The sequence below is a fragment of the Micromonospora psammae genome, from assembly GCF_036902725.1.
In the GTDB taxonomy this organism is placed as follows: domain Bacteria; phylum Actinomycetota; class Actinomycetes; order Mycobacteriales; family Micromonosporaceae; genus Micromonospora.
Window position 1 is genome coordinate 131,042 of the sequence record NZ_JBAKHM010000013.1, and the last position, 14,755, is coordinate 145,796.

At 72.9% G+C, this 14,755-nt stretch carries 14 protein-coding genes; 9 read left to right on the forward strand and 5 right to left on the reverse strand.

The window, feature by feature from the left end:
• The first annotated feature begins 215 nt into the window (after positions 1–215).
• The 4 genes from V6U79_RS17430 (at position 216) to V6U79_RS17445 (ending at position 3,187) form a co-directional block, all read left to right on the forward strand.
• Entirely contained in the window at positions 216–917 is a 702-nt protein-coding gene (locus tag V6U79_RS17430; RefSeq protein WP_334523580.1) for an aggregation-promoting factor C-terminal-like domain-containing protein, read from the forward strand.
• 114 nt (positions 918–1,031) lie between these two features.
• The gene (locus V6U79_RS17435; protein WP_334523583.1) at positions 1,032–1,685 is read left to right on the forward strand and encodes a rhomboid family intramembrane serine protease; all 654 of its coding nucleotides are present in this window, start codon (positions 1,032–1,034) and stop codon (positions 1,683–1,685) included.
• Positions 1,686–1,801: 116 nt separating this feature from the next.
• Entirely contained in the window at positions 1,802–2,770 is a 969-nt protein-coding gene (locus V6U79_RS17440) for an NAD(P)/FAD-dependent oxidoreductase (protein WP_334523585.1), read from the forward strand.
• Between the two features lie 210 nt (positions 2,771–2,980).
• Positions 2,981–3,187, forward strand: a complete 207-nt coding sequence (locus tag V6U79_RS17445) for a hypothetical protein (protein ID WP_334523588.1) — start codon at positions 2,981–2,983, stop codon at positions 3,185–3,187.
• Here V6U79_RS17445 and V6U79_RS17450 read toward each other — a convergent pair.
• Together V6U79_RS17450 and glpX are read right to left on the reverse strand one after the other, a co-directional pair.
• On the reverse strand, positions 3,150–4,103 hold the full coding sequence (locus V6U79_RS17450) for a DMT family transporter (RefSeq protein ID WP_334523590.1): 954 nt from the start codon (positions 4,101–4,103) through the stop codon (positions 3,150–3,152). The two genes, V6U79_RS17445 and V6U79_RS17450, sit on opposite strands and share 38 nt — an antisense overlap.
• Positions 4,100–5,131 (reverse strand): class II fructose-bisphosphatase, encoded by a 1,032-nt coding sequence (gene glpX, locus V6U79_RS17455; RefSeq protein WP_334523592.1) that lies wholly within the window; start codon positions 5,129–5,131, stop codon positions 4,100–4,102. The genes V6U79_RS17450 and glpX overlap by 4 nt, the downstream gene beginning before the upstream one ends.
• Before the next feature lie 157 nt (positions 5,132–5,288).
• On the opposite strand from glpX, the gene V6U79_RS17460 reads away from it, so the two are divergent.
• The 3 genes from V6U79_RS17460 (at position 5,289) to V6U79_RS17470 (ending at position 8,072) form a co-directional block, all read left to right on the forward strand.
• Positions 5,289–6,101 carry a DUF4245 domain-containing protein gene (locus V6U79_RS17460; protein WP_334615194.1) on the forward strand — a complete coding sequence of 271 codons (813 nt, stop codon included), beginning with the start codon at positions 5,289–5,291 and terminating at the stop codon, positions 6,099–6,101.
• A gap of 103 nt (positions 6,102–6,204) precedes the next feature.
• Positions 6,205–7,020 (forward strand): hypothetical protein, encoded by an 816-nt coding sequence (locus tag V6U79_RS17465; RefSeq protein WP_334533612.1) that lies wholly within the window; start codon positions 6,205–6,207, stop codon positions 7,018–7,020.
• Between the two features lie 212 nt (positions 7,021–7,232).
• Entirely contained in the window at positions 7,233–8,072 is an 840-nt protein-coding gene (locus V6U79_RS17470; RefSeq protein ID WP_334533610.1) for a hypothetical protein, read from the forward strand.
• A gap of 40 nt (positions 8,073–8,112) precedes the next feature.
• On the opposite strand, the gene V6U79_RS17475 is transcribed toward V6U79_RS17470, so the two are convergent.
• Together V6U79_RS17475 and xseA are read right to left on the reverse strand one after the other, a co-directional pair.
• The gene (locus V6U79_RS17475; protein WP_334533608.1) at positions 8,113–8,325 is read right to left on the reverse strand and encodes an exodeoxyribonuclease VII small subunit; all 213 of its coding nucleotides are present in this window, start codon (positions 8,323–8,325) and stop codon (positions 8,113–8,115) included.
• Between the two features lie 24 nt (positions 8,326–8,349).
• Entirely contained in the window at positions 8,350–9,564 is a 1,215-nt protein-coding gene (gene xseA / locus V6U79_RS17480; protein WP_334533606.1) for an exodeoxyribonuclease VII large subunit, read from the reverse strand.
• Positions 9,565–9,728: 164 nt separating this feature from the next.
• Between xseA and V6U79_RS17485 the strand changes: the two genes are divergently transcribed.
• Positions 9,729–10,715, forward strand: a complete 987-nt coding sequence (locus tag V6U79_RS17485; RefSeq protein WP_334615195.1) for a 4-hydroxy-3-methylbut-2-enyl diphosphate reductase — start codon at positions 9,729–9,731, stop codon at positions 10,713–10,715.
• 38 nt (positions 10,716–10,753) lie between these two features.
• On the forward strand, positions 10,754–11,191 hold the full coding sequence (locus tag V6U79_RS17490; RefSeq protein ID WP_334615196.1) for a hypothetical protein: 438 nt from the start codon (positions 10,754–10,756) through the stop codon (positions 11,189–11,191).
• A 181-nt stretch (positions 11,192–11,372) separates the two neighbouring features.
• On the opposite strand, the gene V6U79_RS17495 is transcribed toward V6U79_RS17490, so the two are convergent.
• Entirely contained in the window at positions 11,373–14,639 is a 3,267-nt protein-coding gene (locus tag V6U79_RS17495; protein ID WP_334615197.1) for a S8 family serine peptidase, read from the reverse strand.
• Between the last annotated feature and the right edge of the window lie 116 nt (positions 14,640–14,755).

A 14,755-nucleotide genomic window follows, 5' to 3' on the forward strand; every position in this document is an offset into this window, starting at 1 on the left:
TGGTTTCCCATCAGCCTCACCGTGCGCGATGGTGTCCAACGAGCGCTCACGCCTCGGCAGGATCGTCGAGCATCGTTCGTCCCACCCCCGGGACGGGCCTCGGCGAGGCCGGTTCGGCAGTGTCGACCGGCTGCGGTCGGGGCGCTCGCGGCACGACCGGGCCGGGAGACGGCTGGCCCCGCGCCGCGTCCTTGCCCCCGACGAAGGGACACTTCGTGAGTCGGCTGTGGAGTCGGTTCGGTGCCCGCACGGCCGCTGTCGCACTGCTCTCCGTGGGCGTTGCCGGCGGTTTCTACCTGGGCGAAGACCGGGAAACCCAGCAAGCGGGTCTGACCTCGCAGGTCAGCTTCCAGGTCGATCAGGCCGAGTACCAGTACCAGCGCGAGCTCCAGGCCGAGCACCGGCGCTCCTCCGCCCAGCAGCGGAGCGCCGAGTACCAGGCGAAGCTGCGCGCCGCCGAGGCGGCCAAGGAGGCCGCCCAGCGGGCCAAGGCGGCCGAGGCCGCGGCGGCGTCCCGGAAGAAGGCGCGCGAGGCGGCGGAGAAGGAGGAGGCGGCGGAGAAGGAGTCGGAGTCCAAGGCCTTCACCGGGCCGATCCCGGCTTCCTGCAACGAGTTCAGCGGCAACCGTGAGATCGGATGCGCCCTGCTGCTCGACGCCGGCTTCAAGATCGACCAGATGCCGTGCCTGGACAAGCTCTGGAACAAGGAGAGCGGCTGGAACCACCGGGCCAGCAACCCCTCCTCCGGGGCGTACGGCATCCCGCAGGCCCTGCCGGGCAGCAAGATGGCCACGGTCGCCGACGACTGGCGGACCAATCCGGCGACCCAGATCAAGTGGGGCCTCGGCTACATCGAGGGTCGGTACAACACCCCCTGCGGGGCGTGGGCGCACAGCCAGGACGTCGGCTGGTACTGATCGACGCGAACGACGGCGGGGCGGGTGGGCGACCACCCGCCCCGCCGTCGTCGTACGGCGGACCGGCGCGCGGCCAGGTGGCGGTCGCGGGCGATAGCTGATACCCCTTGCAGGGTGACCCTGCACCCGATGGGCGGCGACCCGACCCGGTTCGGCACCGAGGCGTTCTACGCCTCGCTCGGCCGAGCCTTCGTCGCCATGTGCGCGGTGGTGCCGTTCCTCTTCGTCATCGAGGCGATGGACCAGGGGCTCGACTTCGGCCTCGACGTGGCGGCCGGCATCATCCCGCACCGCATCCAGGGCCTCGACGGGGTCTTCTTCTCACCGTTCCTGCACCACGGCTTCGACCACCTCTACAGCAACAGCATCCCGCTGATCCTGCTCGGCACCTTCGTGCTCGCCGCCGGCACCCGCCGCTTCCTCTGGTCCACCCTGATCATCATCCTGGTCAGCGGGCTGGGCGTCTGGTTCACCGGCGCGTCCAACTCGGTGGTGGTCGGTGCCAGCGGGGTCATCTTCGGCTACCTGGGCATCCTGCTGACCCGGGGCATCGTGGAACGCAGCTGGTGGAACTTCGCGGTGGTGCTGCTGGTCGGGCTGCTCTACGGCTGGCAACTGCTCGGCATCCTCCCGACCGACGAGCGGATCTCCTGGCAGGGGCACCTGTTCGGGCTGCTCGGCGGGGTGGTGGCGGCGATCCTGTTCCGGCGCCGCCGGCCCGAGCCGTACGGGCCGCACCGTCCGGAGTCGACGCTGATCGGGCCCTGAGCCTCGCGACCCGCCGGTGGTCGCAGCACGCGGGACATGCTTGCCCGGGCGGGTCGGCGGGCCTACCGTCGGCACCAGCACGCGTTGATCCGCCAGCGGAAAGCGACGGTACGCCCATGCGCGAGGTCGATGTCGCGGTGATCGGGGCCGGCCCCACGGGCCTCTTCGCCGCGTACTACGCGGGGTTCCGCGGACTCTCCGTCGCGGTGATCGACGCGTTGCCGGAGCCCGGCGGGCAGATCACCGCGATGTACCCGGAGAAGCTGATCCTGGACGTCGCCGGCTTCCCCGCTGTCAAGGGGCGGGACCTCGTCGCGAATCTGGTCGCCCAGGCCGCGCCCTACCACCCCGAGTACCTGCTCGGCACCCGGGCCGAGAAGCTCTCCGAGCTCGACGGGCGGCCGGTGCTCGGCCTCGCCGGCGGCGAGCAGCTGCACTGCGGGGCGGTGGTGGTGACCGGCGGGCTGGGCAGCTTCACCCCGCGCCCGCTGCCGGTGGCGGAGAGCTTCGTCGGCGGTGGCCTCGTCTACTTCGTGCCGGAGCCGGCCGCGCTCGCCGACCAGGACGTGCTGATCGTCGGCGGGGGCGACTCGGCGTTCGACTGGGCGGCGACCCTGCAACCGCTGGCCCGCTCGGTGACCCTGGTGCACCGCCGGGAACGGTTCCGGGCGCACGCCGGCACGGTCTCCCGGGTGCTGTCGCTGCCGGTGCGGGTGGTGGTCAACGCCGAGGTGACCCGGCTGCACGGCGACGCGACGGTGAGCGCCGCCGAGATCACCGTGCGGGGTGGAGTCCCCGAGACCCTGCCGGTCGACACGGTCGTCGCGGCCCTGGGCTTCACCGCCGACCTGGGCCCGCTGGCGGAGTGGGGGCTGCGGCTGGACCGCCGGCACATCGTGGTGGACAGCACGATGGCGACCAACCTGCCCCGGGTCTTCGCCGCCGGTGACATCACCGAGTACCCCGGCAAGGTGCGGCTGATCGCCACCGGCTTCGGCGAGGCGGCCACCGCGGTCAACAACGCGGCCGTCGCCATCGACCCGACCGCGCACCTCTTCCCCGGGCACTCCTCCGACGCCGGCTGACCCGGCGTCACCCGATCATGCCCGACCCGTGGCCTGATCGATATCCGCCGCTGCCACTGTGAGGCGATGACCGGAGCGACCCGGGACGGCGCGCCCGCCGCTCCGACCGGGTCGGTCTCGCTGACCCTGGTGCCGGAGTTGACCGGGGCGCGGCGGAGTTGCCGCTGAGCCTGTTCCGGATGCTCCTCCAGCCGGTCGGTCCTCGGGATCATGGTGCTGATCGCCCTCGCCGCGCTCTGGGCGCAGCGGCCGCCCGTCCGCTGGACGGTGGAGGTGCTGCTGGCCCTCGCGACCACTCTGGCGTTGACCGGTCTCCCGCTGCACCTCTGGCTGTCCCGCTCGCCCGACGTGGCGCGGGAACCGGCCGTGCTGGCGGCCCTCACCGCCTCGCCGCGAGGGCGACCGCCACGAGGGTGAGCGCCGCGCCGGCCAGGGTCGCCGGACCGGGGTGGGACGCCTCGGTCGGCAGGATCAGGTCCAGCAGCACGGCCCCGACGATCTGGCCGGCGATGGTGGCCAGCCCGAGCAGCAGCACCCCGGTGGAGCGGACGACGCCCGCGGCGACCGCGATGAACACGATGCCGATCGGACCGCCCAGGTAGAGCCACGGCTCGCTCGGGAAGCCGCCGGGCGGCCGGCCCCGGACGACCACCTCCACGGCGAGGATGGCGAGCAGCACCACCGTGCCGACGGTGAAGTTGACCAGCGTGGCGGCGAGCGCGTTGCCGGCCGCGGCGCGGACCCGGCCGTTGACCGCCTGCTGCCAGGCGATGCCGACCCCGGCGAGCAGCGGCAGCAGGGCCAGCATCAGGGCTCCCGGGTCGCCGAGCCGGTCGCCGACCGCCAGCAGGACGGCCAGCACCGTGAGCACCGCCCCGGCCAGCCGGGCGCCGGTGACCGGCTGGGGACCGCCCGGGCCCACCCCGGCCCGGTCCACCGCCAGGCTGCTCCCGGACTGCCCGGCGACCACCGCCACGGTGAAGACGGCGACGCCCAGCGTGCCGATGGTGAGCCCCTGGGAGGCGACGAGGAACGCGCCGAACACCCCGCCGAGGCACTGCCAGGGACGCAGCGAGCCGTCCCGCAGCGCCGCCCGCAGGGCGTGCAGGGCCCGCCGACCGCCGGGGGTGGCGGGGACCAGCACCAGCAGCACCAGCAGGCCCACCCCGAACGAGACCACCGCCGCGGCGATCCCGTCGGCCAGGCGTACGCCCAGCTCGCCGTTGATCCGGGACTGCACGGCCACGGCGACGCCGCAGGCGGTCGCCAGCCCGACCCCGACGGCTCGCCGGACCGGGACCGTCGGGCGGGCCGCGGTCCCGGTCCCGCTCACTCCTGCTCGGCCAGGGGCCGGCCGTCGAAGTCGATGGCCGAGTAGAGGGCGAGCTTCTCCAGCCGGTGGTACGAGTCGATCACCCGGATGGTGCCGCTCTTGGAGCGCATCACGATCGACTGGGTGTACGCCCCGCCGGCCTTGTAGCGCACGCCGCGCAGCAGGTCGCCGGAGGTGACCCCGGTGGCCACGAAGAAGCAGTTGTCGCCGGTGACCAGGTCGTCGGTGGTGAGCACCCGGTCCAGGTCGTGCCCGGCCGCCAGCGCCTTCTCCCGCTCCTCGGCGTCGCGCGGCCAGAGCTTGGCCTGCATCGCCCCGCCCATGCACTTGAGCGCGCAGGCGGAGATGATGCCCTCCGGCGTGCCGCCGATGCCCATCAGCACGTCGACGTCGGACTCGCCACGCGCCGCGGCGATCGACCCGGCGATGTCGCCGTCGGAGATGAACCGGATCCCCGCCCCGGTCCGCCGGATCTGCTTGACCAGGTCGTCGTGGCGGGAGCGGTCCAGGATGCAGACCGTGACCTCGGAGACGTCGGTGCCCTTGACCTTGGCGATCCGGCGGATGTTCTCGGCCGGGCCGGCGTTGATGTCGATCACGTCGGCGTAGGCCGGGCCGACGGCGAGCTTCTCCATGTAGAAGACGGCGCTCGGGTCGAACATCGCGCCCCGCTCCGAGACGGCGAGCACCGCGAGGGCGTTCGGCATGCCCTTGCTCATCAGCGTGGTGCCGTCGACCGGGTCCACCGCCACGTCCACCTCGGGACCGGTGCCGTCGCCGACCTCCTCGCCGTTGAACAGCATCGGGGCGTTGTCCTTCTCGCCCTCGCCGATCACCACGACGCCCCGCATCTGGATTGAGTTGATCAGCTTGCGCATGGCGTCGACGGCTGCCCCGTCGCCGCCCTCCTTGTCGCCCCGGCCGACCCACCGGCCGGCGGCCATGGCCGCGGCCTCGGTGACCCGGACCAGGTCGAGGGCGAGGTTACGGTCGAGATCCTGCGGGATCCGCGTCCTGGTGTTCGTCATGCGGCTTCCTCCTCGCGACGTTGCGGGGTGGACCGGCAGGTGCGGCCGTCGCCGCTGCCGGCTTTGTCGCTGATCCTCACACGATGACAGTACGTGTGCGGGGCCGGGGCGGTGGAGGGTCGGATCGGGTCACCGGCGGTGCTGCGAGAATGGCTGCGTGGAGCCCGCACAGCCTGCTGACCGCGTACCCGCCGATCGGACCCCGCCGGACGGCCAGCCGCCGGTGACCCCGACCGGCCCGACCGGCGTGGCCGCCGGGGCCGGGGCGCCGACGCCCGGGACCGGCCCGACGACCGCCGGCGCCGAGCCGGAGGCGGCGCTGGTGGAGTCGCCGGCCGGCCCGGCGAACCCCGAGCCGGCACTGGTCGACCCGGCGGGCGCCGAGCCGACCGAGGTGCCGCCGCCGGCGGCGCCCGCCCGGCCGGCCGCCGCCCCCGCTCGGCCGGCCCGCGGCGAGAAGTCCCGGTCCGAGCGGTCGCCGAAGGACATGGCGCTGTCGCTGCTGGTGCTGCTGATCCCGATCGCCCTGCTGATCGCCTTCTACCGGGGCTTCCTCGGCGGCGAGCAGCCCACCACGATCGACCCGGCCCCCGCCTTCGAGCAGGCCCGGTCGGCGAACGCCTTCCCGGTCAGCGAGCCCTCCGGCCTGGGTTCCGGCTGGCGTACGGTCAACGCCAGCTTCCGCACCGTGGACGACGGCGCCAACCTGCGCGTCGGCTACCTCACGCCGGAGGGGCGCGGCGCCCAGCTGGTGCAGAGCAGCGTCCCGCCGGAGCGGCTGCTGCCGGCCGAGCTGACCGCTCAGGGGACGCCGCGGGGGCAGACCGACCTGGCCGGGCGGAACTGGCAGCGGTACACCGCCCGGGGCAACGAACAGGCGCTGGTACTGCTGGAGCCGGACCGGACGGTGATCGTGGTGGGCGACGCCCGGGAGAACGAGCTGCGCCAGCTCGCCGCCGCCCTCCGCTAGGTCGACGGGCCCCGTCTGTCGTTCCTTTCCGTTAGGCTGCCCCGGCTCATCACCCGGCACACCCTGACGTGGCCGGGCCCTGGACTTTCGGAAAGAGAACGACGTGAACATTCGACGGTGGAGCCTCGGCGTCCTCGCCGCCGCCCTCTTCGTCCCCGGTCTGGCCGCCTGCAACTCCGAGGCAGCCGACTCCGGCACCGACAAGGCCGCCGCCGCCCCGGCGATCCCCGCCGACCCGAAGGAGGCCCTGCTCGCCTCCACCAAGGAGATCGGCAAGGGCAACTTCACCTTCGCCATCACCGGCGGCGAGTTCGACGGCGGCGGCACGGTGCACATGCCGTCCAAGAGCGCCGAGGTGAAGATGAAGGGCGGTGGGGGCGGCGAGGACTTCTCGATGGACCTGCACCTCGTCTTCATCGACACCGACAGCTGGGTCAAGATGGAGTTCGGCGGCCCGATGGCCGACGCCATCCCGGGCGCCAAGCAGATGAAGGGCAAGTACCAGCACCTGGACCGCTCCAAGGTCAAGGACGCCAAGGAGCTGGAGTTCGACTTCGCCGACGTCGACCCGGCCGGCAGCGAGGCGCTGACCAAGGCCGTCACCGACGTCAAGAAGACCGGTGAGGGCACGTACTCCGGCACGATCGACGGCACCAAGGCCACCGACTCCGACGTGCTCGACGCCGACGTCGTCAAGGGCCTCGGCGACAAGGCCGCCGCCCTGCCGTTCACCGCCAAGCTGGACGCCCAGGGCCGGCTGACCGAGTTCGCCGTGCAGCTGCCCGCGGCCGGCGACGCCAAGGCACAGAACGTGACCGTCACGTACGCCGACTACGGCACCGCCACCGCCGTGCAGAAGCCGCCGGCGGACAAGGTCGTCGAGGCGTCCGCGCAGGTCTACGAGATGTTCAAGAACTGACCCGGTACCCGGTGGGGCGGCGGCAGGCCGTCCCACCGGGTAGGCGGATGAACCTCACGGGGATTGCGGAAGGCGACGTCAGGGAACAGAAGGGGCACGACCTCGCCGGCGATACCAGCCGGACGGGGCTCGTGCGCCGGGGCCAGCGTCAGGGCCGCGGCGCCACGCCTCCGGCGCCCTCGATGGGCCGGACGACCCACTTGGAGAGTCACGTGACCATTCGACGCTTCAGCGCCGCGGTCTTCGCCGCGACGCTGCTCACGCCGGGCCTGGCCGCCTGCAACAGCACCGGGACCGGCGAGGCGGGGGCCTCCGCGTCCCCCACGGTCTCCGGCAGCGCCGCTCCGGGCAGCGCCGCGCCGAGCGACGCCAAGCAGGCTCTGCTGAACTCCACCCGGGAGATCAGCAACGGCAACTTCCGGTTCACCATGTCCGGTGCGGGTTCGACCGCCCAGGGTCAGGTGCACGAGCCGAGCCAGAGCGCCGAGATGCGGGTGGCCATCGGTGACCCGTCGTCGGACCTGATGATGAAGCTCGACCTGATCCACTTCAAGCCGGACAGCTGGGTGAAGCTGGAGCTCAGCGGCCAGGCCGCCGGCAGCATCCCCGGCGCCAACAAGCTCGCCCTCGGTAAGTACCAGCACCTCGACCAGACCCGGATCAAGGGCAACAAGTCGCTCGGCTTCGACTTCGACAAGGTGGACCCGGCCGGCAGTGAGGTGCTGACGCAGGGCATCACCGAGGTCCGGCAGACCGGCGAGGGCAGCTACGCCGGCACGCTCGACGTGTCGAAGGCGGCCGACGCCGGCTCCGTGGACCCGAGCGTGATCACCGCGCTCGGCGCGCAGGCCAAGTCGGTGCCGTTCACCGCCAAGCTGGACCCGCAGGGCCGGCTCAGCGAGATGGTGGTCCAGATCCCGGCCGCCGGGCAGAACGCCGCGCAGGAAGTGAAGATCACCTACTCGGACTACGGCAGCGCCGCCGCCGCCCAGAAGCCCCCGGCCGACCAGGTCGTCGAGGCGCCGAAGGAGTTCTACAACCTGTTCAACTGATGCCGGACGGCGGGGCGGTTCCGGCCGCCCCGCCGTCGCGTCAGCTCTCCGCGCCCTGGCGCGCCGTGTCGATCCGGGCCCGGGCGCCGTCGAGCCAGCGCTGGCAGATGTCGGCGAGCTTCTCGCCGCGCTCCCACAGCGCCAGCGACTCCTCCAGCGAGGTGCCGCCGGCCTCCAGCCGCTCCACCACCGAGGCCAGCTCGGCGCGGGCCTGCTCGTAGCTGAGCCGCTCGTCGTTCTTCTCGTCAGTCATCGCGTCCATCCTTGCGCAGAGTCCTCAGCCGTCGACGGTCGCGGCCAGCTCGCCCTCGGCGAGGCGTACCCGGAGCGGATCGCCCTTGGCGACCTCGCCGGCCGCGCGGACCACGTGCCCGTCGGCGCGCTGCACGATCGCGTACCCGCGGTCGAGGGTGGCCGCCGGGGAGAGGGCGCGCAGCCGGGCCAGGGTGTGCCGCAGGTCGTCCGCGGCGGCCCCGAGCCGGTGGTCCAGGCAGCGGCCCGTCCGGTCCCGCAGCGCGGTGACCTCGGCGGCCCGCTGCTCCACCATCACCTGCGGTCGGGCCAGCACCGGACGGGAGCGGAGCAGGTCGAGGCGGTGCGACTCCCGGTCCACCAGGTTGCGGACCGCGCGCTCCAGCCGGGACCGGGCCTGGCCGATGAGCCGGACCTCCTCGGTGAGGTCGGGCACCACCCGCTTGGCCGCGTCGGTGGGCGTGGACGCGCGGACGTCGGCGACGTAGTCGACCAGCGGCGCGTCCGTCTCGTGGCCGATCGCGCTGACCACCGGCGTACGGCAGGCGAAGACCGCCCGGCAGAGCGCCTCGTCGGAGAAGGGGAGCAGGTCCTCGATGCCGCCGCCGCCCCGGGCCAGGATGATCACGTCGATGCTCGGGTCGGCGTCGAGGACCTTCAGCGCGTCGACGATCTGCGGCACCGCCGACGGCCCCTGCACCGCCACGTTGACCGTGCGGAACTCCACCGCCGGCCAGCGCCGCCGGGCGTTGGTCAGCACGTCCCGCTCGGCCGCCGAGGCGCGGCCGGTGATCAGGCCGACGCGCTGCGGCAGGAAGGGGGGCCGGCGCTTGCGGGACCGGTCGAAGAGCCCCTCAGCGGCGAGCAGCTTCTTGAGCTTCTCCAGCCGGGCCAGCAGCTCGCCGAGCCCCACCTGGCGGATCTCGTCGGCGCGCAGGCTCAACGTGCCCCGGGCCGCGTAGAACTCGGGCTTGGCGTGCAGCACCACCCGGGCGCCCTCGCGCAGCTCCGGGGCGCCGGAGTCGAGGACGTCCCGGTTGGTGGTGACGGTGAGGCTCAGGTCGGCGGACGGGTCGCGCAGGGTGAGGAAGACCGTGCTCGCGCCGGGACGGCGGCTGATCTGCGCGACCTGCCCGTCCACCCAGACCCAGCCGAGCCGGGCGATCCAGGCGCCGACCTTCTGGCTGACCACCCGGACCGGCCAGGGCTCCTCCGGGGTGCTGCGCGGGGCGTCGGTCACCCGCCCACCCTACGGTCAGCCCCCGACGACCTGCGGCAGCCCCGACCGGGCGACCTGCTCGCTGCGGCTGGTGAGCACCAGCGGCCCCGCTCCGTGATCGTGACGGTGTTGTGGTACGGGTCGCAGCCGCTGCCGCCGGAAAACCGGGCACGTACGATGGGCGGGTGACCCAGGCTGGAACCACCCCCCGGACCGGCAAGCGCGTGCTCCTGGCCAAGCCCCGCGGCTACTGCGCGGGCGTGGACCGGGCGGTGCAGACCGTCGAGGAGGCGCTCAAGCTCTACGGCGCCCCGATCTACGTGCGTAAGCAGATCGTGCACAACAAGCACGTGGTGCAGACCCTGGAGGCCCGGGGCGCGATCTTCGTGGAGGAGAACGAGGAGGTGCCGGAGGGCTCGACCGTCATCTTCTCCGCGCACGGCGTCGCCCCGGAGGTCTACGAGCAGGCGCGGGAGCGCTCGCTCAAGGCGATCGACGCGACCTGCCCGCTGGTCACCAAGGTGCACCACGAGGCGAAGCGATTCGCCGCCGAGGACTACGACATCCTGCTGATCGGCCACGAGGGGCACGAGGAGGTCGTCGGCACCGCCGGTGAGGCCCCCGCCCACATCCAGCTGGTGGACGGCCCCGACGACGTCGACAAGGTCACCGTCCGGGACCCGAGCAAGGTCGTCTGGCTCTCCCAGACCACCCTGTCGGTGGACGAGACGCTGGAAACCGTGGCCCGGCTCAAGCAGCGCCTGCCGCTGCTCCAGTCGCCGCCCAGCGACGACATCTGCTACGCCACCTCCAACCGTCAGCACGTGGTCAAGGAGTTCGCCCCCGAGTGCGACGTGGTGATCGTCGTCGGCTCGCGGAACTCCTCCAACTCGGTGCGGCTGGTCGAGGTGGCCCTGGACGCCGGCGCCCGCGCCGGGCACCTGGTCGACTTCGCGCACGAGATCGACGACGCCTGGCTGGCCGGGGCCGGCACGGTCGGCGTGACCTCCGGCGCCAGCGTGCCCGACGAACTGGTCCAGGAGGTGCTGGCCCACCTGGCCGAGCGGGGCTTCACCGACGTCGAGGAGATCGTCACCGCCAACGAGCGGCTGACCTTCTCGCTGCCGCAGGAGCTCAAGCGCGACATGAAGGCCGCGGCGGCCCGGGGCTGAGCGGGAACGGTCCGGGCCCGCGCTGCGTCCCATCCGGTATGAGAAGCATTCGTCTCACCCTCTCCGTCCTGGTCGTCTGCACGGCCCTGACCGCCTGCGGCGGCGGGGACGGCGTCGGCGCCCCCGATCCGACGGGAGCGCCCTCGCCCGTGACCGGACCGCCCACCGCGTCGCCGTCGGCCAGCCCCGACCCGGGCGACGCCAGCACCGCTCCGCCGCCGCCGACCCGGCCGAAGCGTCCCGGTGGCGGCCCCACCCTGCCGCCACCCGCCGGTGACACCACGCTCACCGGGACGGTGACCTCCGGCGTGGAGCCGGGCTGCCTGCTGCTCGACGGCTACCTGCTGCTCGGCGGGCCGCGCGATGTGCTGGCCTCGGGTGCCCGGGTCACCGTCAGCGGTCGCGCGCAGCCGGACACCGTCACCACCTGCCAGGAGGGCATCCCCTTCATGGTGGAGTCCGCCCGCCGCTCCTGACCGGGTGCACGGGCCCGGAGCGGTGGAACAGCTCCGTCCCCGGGCCCGCGGGGGAGCCGTCCGGGGCCGGGCGCGGTGCGCCGCAGGGGCCTGGGACGGGGCGGCGCCCGCCGCCGTCGGCCGGCAACACGGGAGCCCGCCCCCTGGCGGGGACGGGCTCCGGTGTTCCGTGCGGGTCGGGTCAGTTCACGGCGCCGATGGAGACGGCGCCGCGGCCGACGACCGCGCCCTCGCTGGTGACCACGGCCAGCTCGCCGTAGAGCGCCCGGCCGGCGGCCGGAGTGGACTGCGCCGTCACCGTGCCGGTGAGGGTTCCGGTCGCCCCGTGGGCCAGGGTGAGCGGCGTGGCCGCGGTCGAGAGGGTCCCCAGCTCCGGCGCCGAGAACGAGTCCCGGTAGTCGTACGCGGTGCTACCGCCGGCCCCGTCGACCGCGTAGCCCTCGACGACCACCCGGTAGGTGCCCGCCGCCGGGTTGGCGATGGTCACCGCCTCCTCCGAGTCGCCGTCGGCGGCCTGTCCGACGGGGGTGGTGCCCCGGAAGACGTACAGGTCGAGGTCGGCGGCGGCGTTGGCCGGGTTGCCGATCCGGGCGGTGAAGCTGGTCGCACCGGCCGGCACCTCGACGGTGAACTCCTGCGACGCGCCCTCGGCGATGGTCGGCCGGTCGTTCCGGACGCTGGAGAGCGGGCCGCCCTGGCCGGTCACCGTGACCGGGCCGAAGGTGTTGGTCAGGTTCCAGGTCACCGGCGTGGCCTCGCCGGCGTCGACGGTCGGCAGCTCGACCACGGCCGGCTCGACCGCGACGCCCTGGATCCGGGCCGTGAGCTGGAACGGGTTGTTCAGCGCCGGCGAGGTACGCCGCGACTCGACCTCGATCTCCCAGACCCCGGCGATCGGGTTCTGGTAGTCCCGCTCCTGCGGCTTGCAGGTTTTGGCGTCCGAGAAGTTGGTGAAGCAGGCGAGGCTGGAGGTGCTCTCCACCGGCACGCCGTACGGGTTGAAGGCGATGAAGCGGGTCTGCGAGCCGGTGGCGATGCCGGAGAGGTTCACCTGCAGCGCCCCGGCACCCGGCGGCACGGTCACGAAGTACGACGTGAAGCCGTTGCGGTCCACCGAGCCCTCGGCCGAGAACGCGTAGTTCGGCTTGCGGGTGTCGACGGACGCGACCACCACGAGGGAGACCTCGAAGTCGACCGCGTTGGTCTTCGGGTCGTCGACCAGCATCAGGGCGCCGTGCGCGCCCGCCGTCTTCGCCTTGGCGGTGACGGTGACGGTGACGGCCCTGTTGAGCGGCAGCGAGACGGTCTTCGGCGCCGTGAAGGTGCCGTCGTTGCCCCGCAGCGTGAGGTTGTGCTGGACCGTGCCGGCCGGACCGCTGGTGCGGGTGAGCGTGACCCGGTAGGTCCTGCTCTGGCCGACCCGCTGGCCGCCCTCGGCCGACGCGCAGCGGTTGTAGACGCCGGCGCCCCGGTTCGGGGTGCTCAGCTGCTCCGACAGCACCGTGCAGACCGGGGCCTGCGAGTCGTAGGAGCGGGTCTCGACGCCCTTGCGCAGCAGCTTCCAGGCGCCGGGCACGTTGACCATGCCGTAGCCCTGGCCGTACGTCGGAACGCCCTTGATCGGCTTGGCCGAGCTGTACAGGGCCCGGCGCAGCGCGGCCGGAGTGACGCCCTTGTCGGTCGCCTTGGCGGCCGACAGCAGCAGCGCGGCGGCGCCGGCGGCCTGCGGGGAGGCCATCGAGGTGCCGTTGAACATGCCGTAGCCGGCGGGCAGGCCGTAGCCGGCCTCGGCGACGGGTCCACCGGGCTGCCACACGGGGATGGTGGAGATGGCGGAGCCGGGGGCGGCGATGTTCGGCTTGAAGCCGCCGTCCTCGCGCGGGCCGCGCGAGGAGAAGTTGAACAGGGCGTTCTTCGCCCGCACCACCGAGCCGTAGTTGGCCAGCCAGGTCTCCTTGCTGATGCTGGCCGCGGTGCTGATCACGTTGGCGGCCACCGAAGGGTCGCCGACGGTGTTCAGGCCCGGACCGCTGTTGCCGGCCGAGATGACCAGCTGCACTCCGTAGGTGGTGATCAGGTTGTTGTAGAGCTCCGCGCGGGCGTTGTTGCCGTCGTTCAGCGCCGGCAGGCCGCCGATCGACATGTTGACCACGTCGACCTTCCGGTTGATCACCAGGTCGGCCATGCCGGTGGTGAGCGCCGCGTAGGTGCAGCCGCCACCCCAGGTGCAGGCGCGGGAGGAAACCAGCTTCGCGCCGGGCGCCGCCCCGTCGAAGGCGTCGTTGCCCAGCATGTCGTTGGCGGCGGTGATGCCGGCGACGTGGCTGCCGTGCGCGTCCTCGACGATGCCGATGTTGACGTAGTCGACCAGGCCCGGGCCGCCGACCGGCGCGGTGTCGACGTCCTCGCGGTACTCGACCACGAACGGCAACTGCTCCCGGACCTCGGTCGCCGGGTTGTCGGTGCCGAAGTGCCCGACGTCGAACTTCTCCTTGTAGGGCCGCATCAGGGCCTCGTCGGTGAAGTCCCGGTCCAGGTCGGTGTCGACCCAGACGTCGTTGGTGGCGGGCTGGTAGAGCACACCCCACACGTCGGTGGTGTCGCCGTCCCGGTTGACGTCCCCGCCCGGGTCACTGCCGGCCGTGATCGACTCGCGGAACGTGCTGAAGCGGTAGGTCCCCGCGGGAGCGGTCCAGGTGACGCCGGCCGAGGTGAACGACGGGCCGGTCACCTCGGTGACCATCGGACGCCAGGTGGCGTCCTCGAACGGGCTCGTGGCGGTGACCCAGTCGACGATCTTGCGCTCGCCGCTGGTGGTCCGCTGGAGTGCCGGGTGGTCCAGGTCCACACCGGAGTCCATGATGCCGATGGTGACGCCCCGGCCGTCCCACTCCGGGTGCTGCTCGACGAAGCGGACGGCACCGGTCTCGTTGGTTGGCATGTAGGGGTTGGCGGCGCGGGTGGCGTCGCTCGGCCCGGGGAGGGTCGTGCCCTGCTTCGCCGCCGTCCGCCCGGAGGGCGCGACCTCCGGCTTCGGGTCGGGCCGCTGGATCTTCTCGTCCAGGTCGACGGCCGAGACGCCGGGCAGCGTGGCGGCCTTGACCACCTTGCCGGTGGGCACCTGGGCCAGGACGTAGCCGATGGTGTCGTACCGCGCGGTGACGGCGGCGCCGAGGCCCTTCAGGTCGTCGGCGACGTCCTTGGCCTCGCCCTGCTCGGTTGCGACGATCAGGGTGACGGTCGGGGCCATGCTGGCCTCTGCCTCGGCCAGCAGCTTGGCGTCGTGCGATCCCAGCGCCTCCACGGGGGTGGTCGGTGCGGTGCCGGGTCCGGATGGTGCGGCGCTCGCGGTCGCGGCACCGCCCGCGACGGTCACGGCGCTGGCCGCCACTACCGACGCGAAGAGCGCGGCGCTGGTACGCCGGCTCAGGTTTCGAGGTTTGCTCACGTTCTCTTTCCTCCAGAGAACAGGGCCCTCAGATGCAGGGCACGCGTGAGCGCATCCTTCGGGACATCGACAGTGGATGTCACTACCCGTAGGCTCTATGTGACCTTCTCGTGACA

Excerpts from the sequence above, each read along its gene's own strand:
- V6U79_RS17440 (WP_334523585.1), top strand. The coding sequence starts at position 1,802 with ATGCGCGAGGTCGATGTCGCGGTGATCGGGGCCGGCCCCACGGGCCTC.
- glpX (WP_334523592.1), bottom strand. The coding sequence starts at position 5,131 with ATGACGAACACCAGGACGCGGATCCCGCAGGATCTCGACCGTAACCTC.
- V6U79_RS17445 (WP_334523588.1), top strand. The coding sequence starts at position 2,981 with ATGGTGCTGATCGCCCTCGCCGCGCTCTGGGCGCAGCGGCCGCCCGTC.
- V6U79_RS17475 (WP_334533608.1), bottom strand. The coding sequence starts at position 8,325 with ATGACTGACGAGAAGAACGACGAGCGGCTCAGCTACGAGCAGGCCCGC.
- V6U79_RS17490 (WP_334615196.1), top strand. The coding sequence starts at position 10,754 with ATGAGAAGCATTCGTCTCACCCTCTCCGTCCTGGTCGTCTGCACGGCC.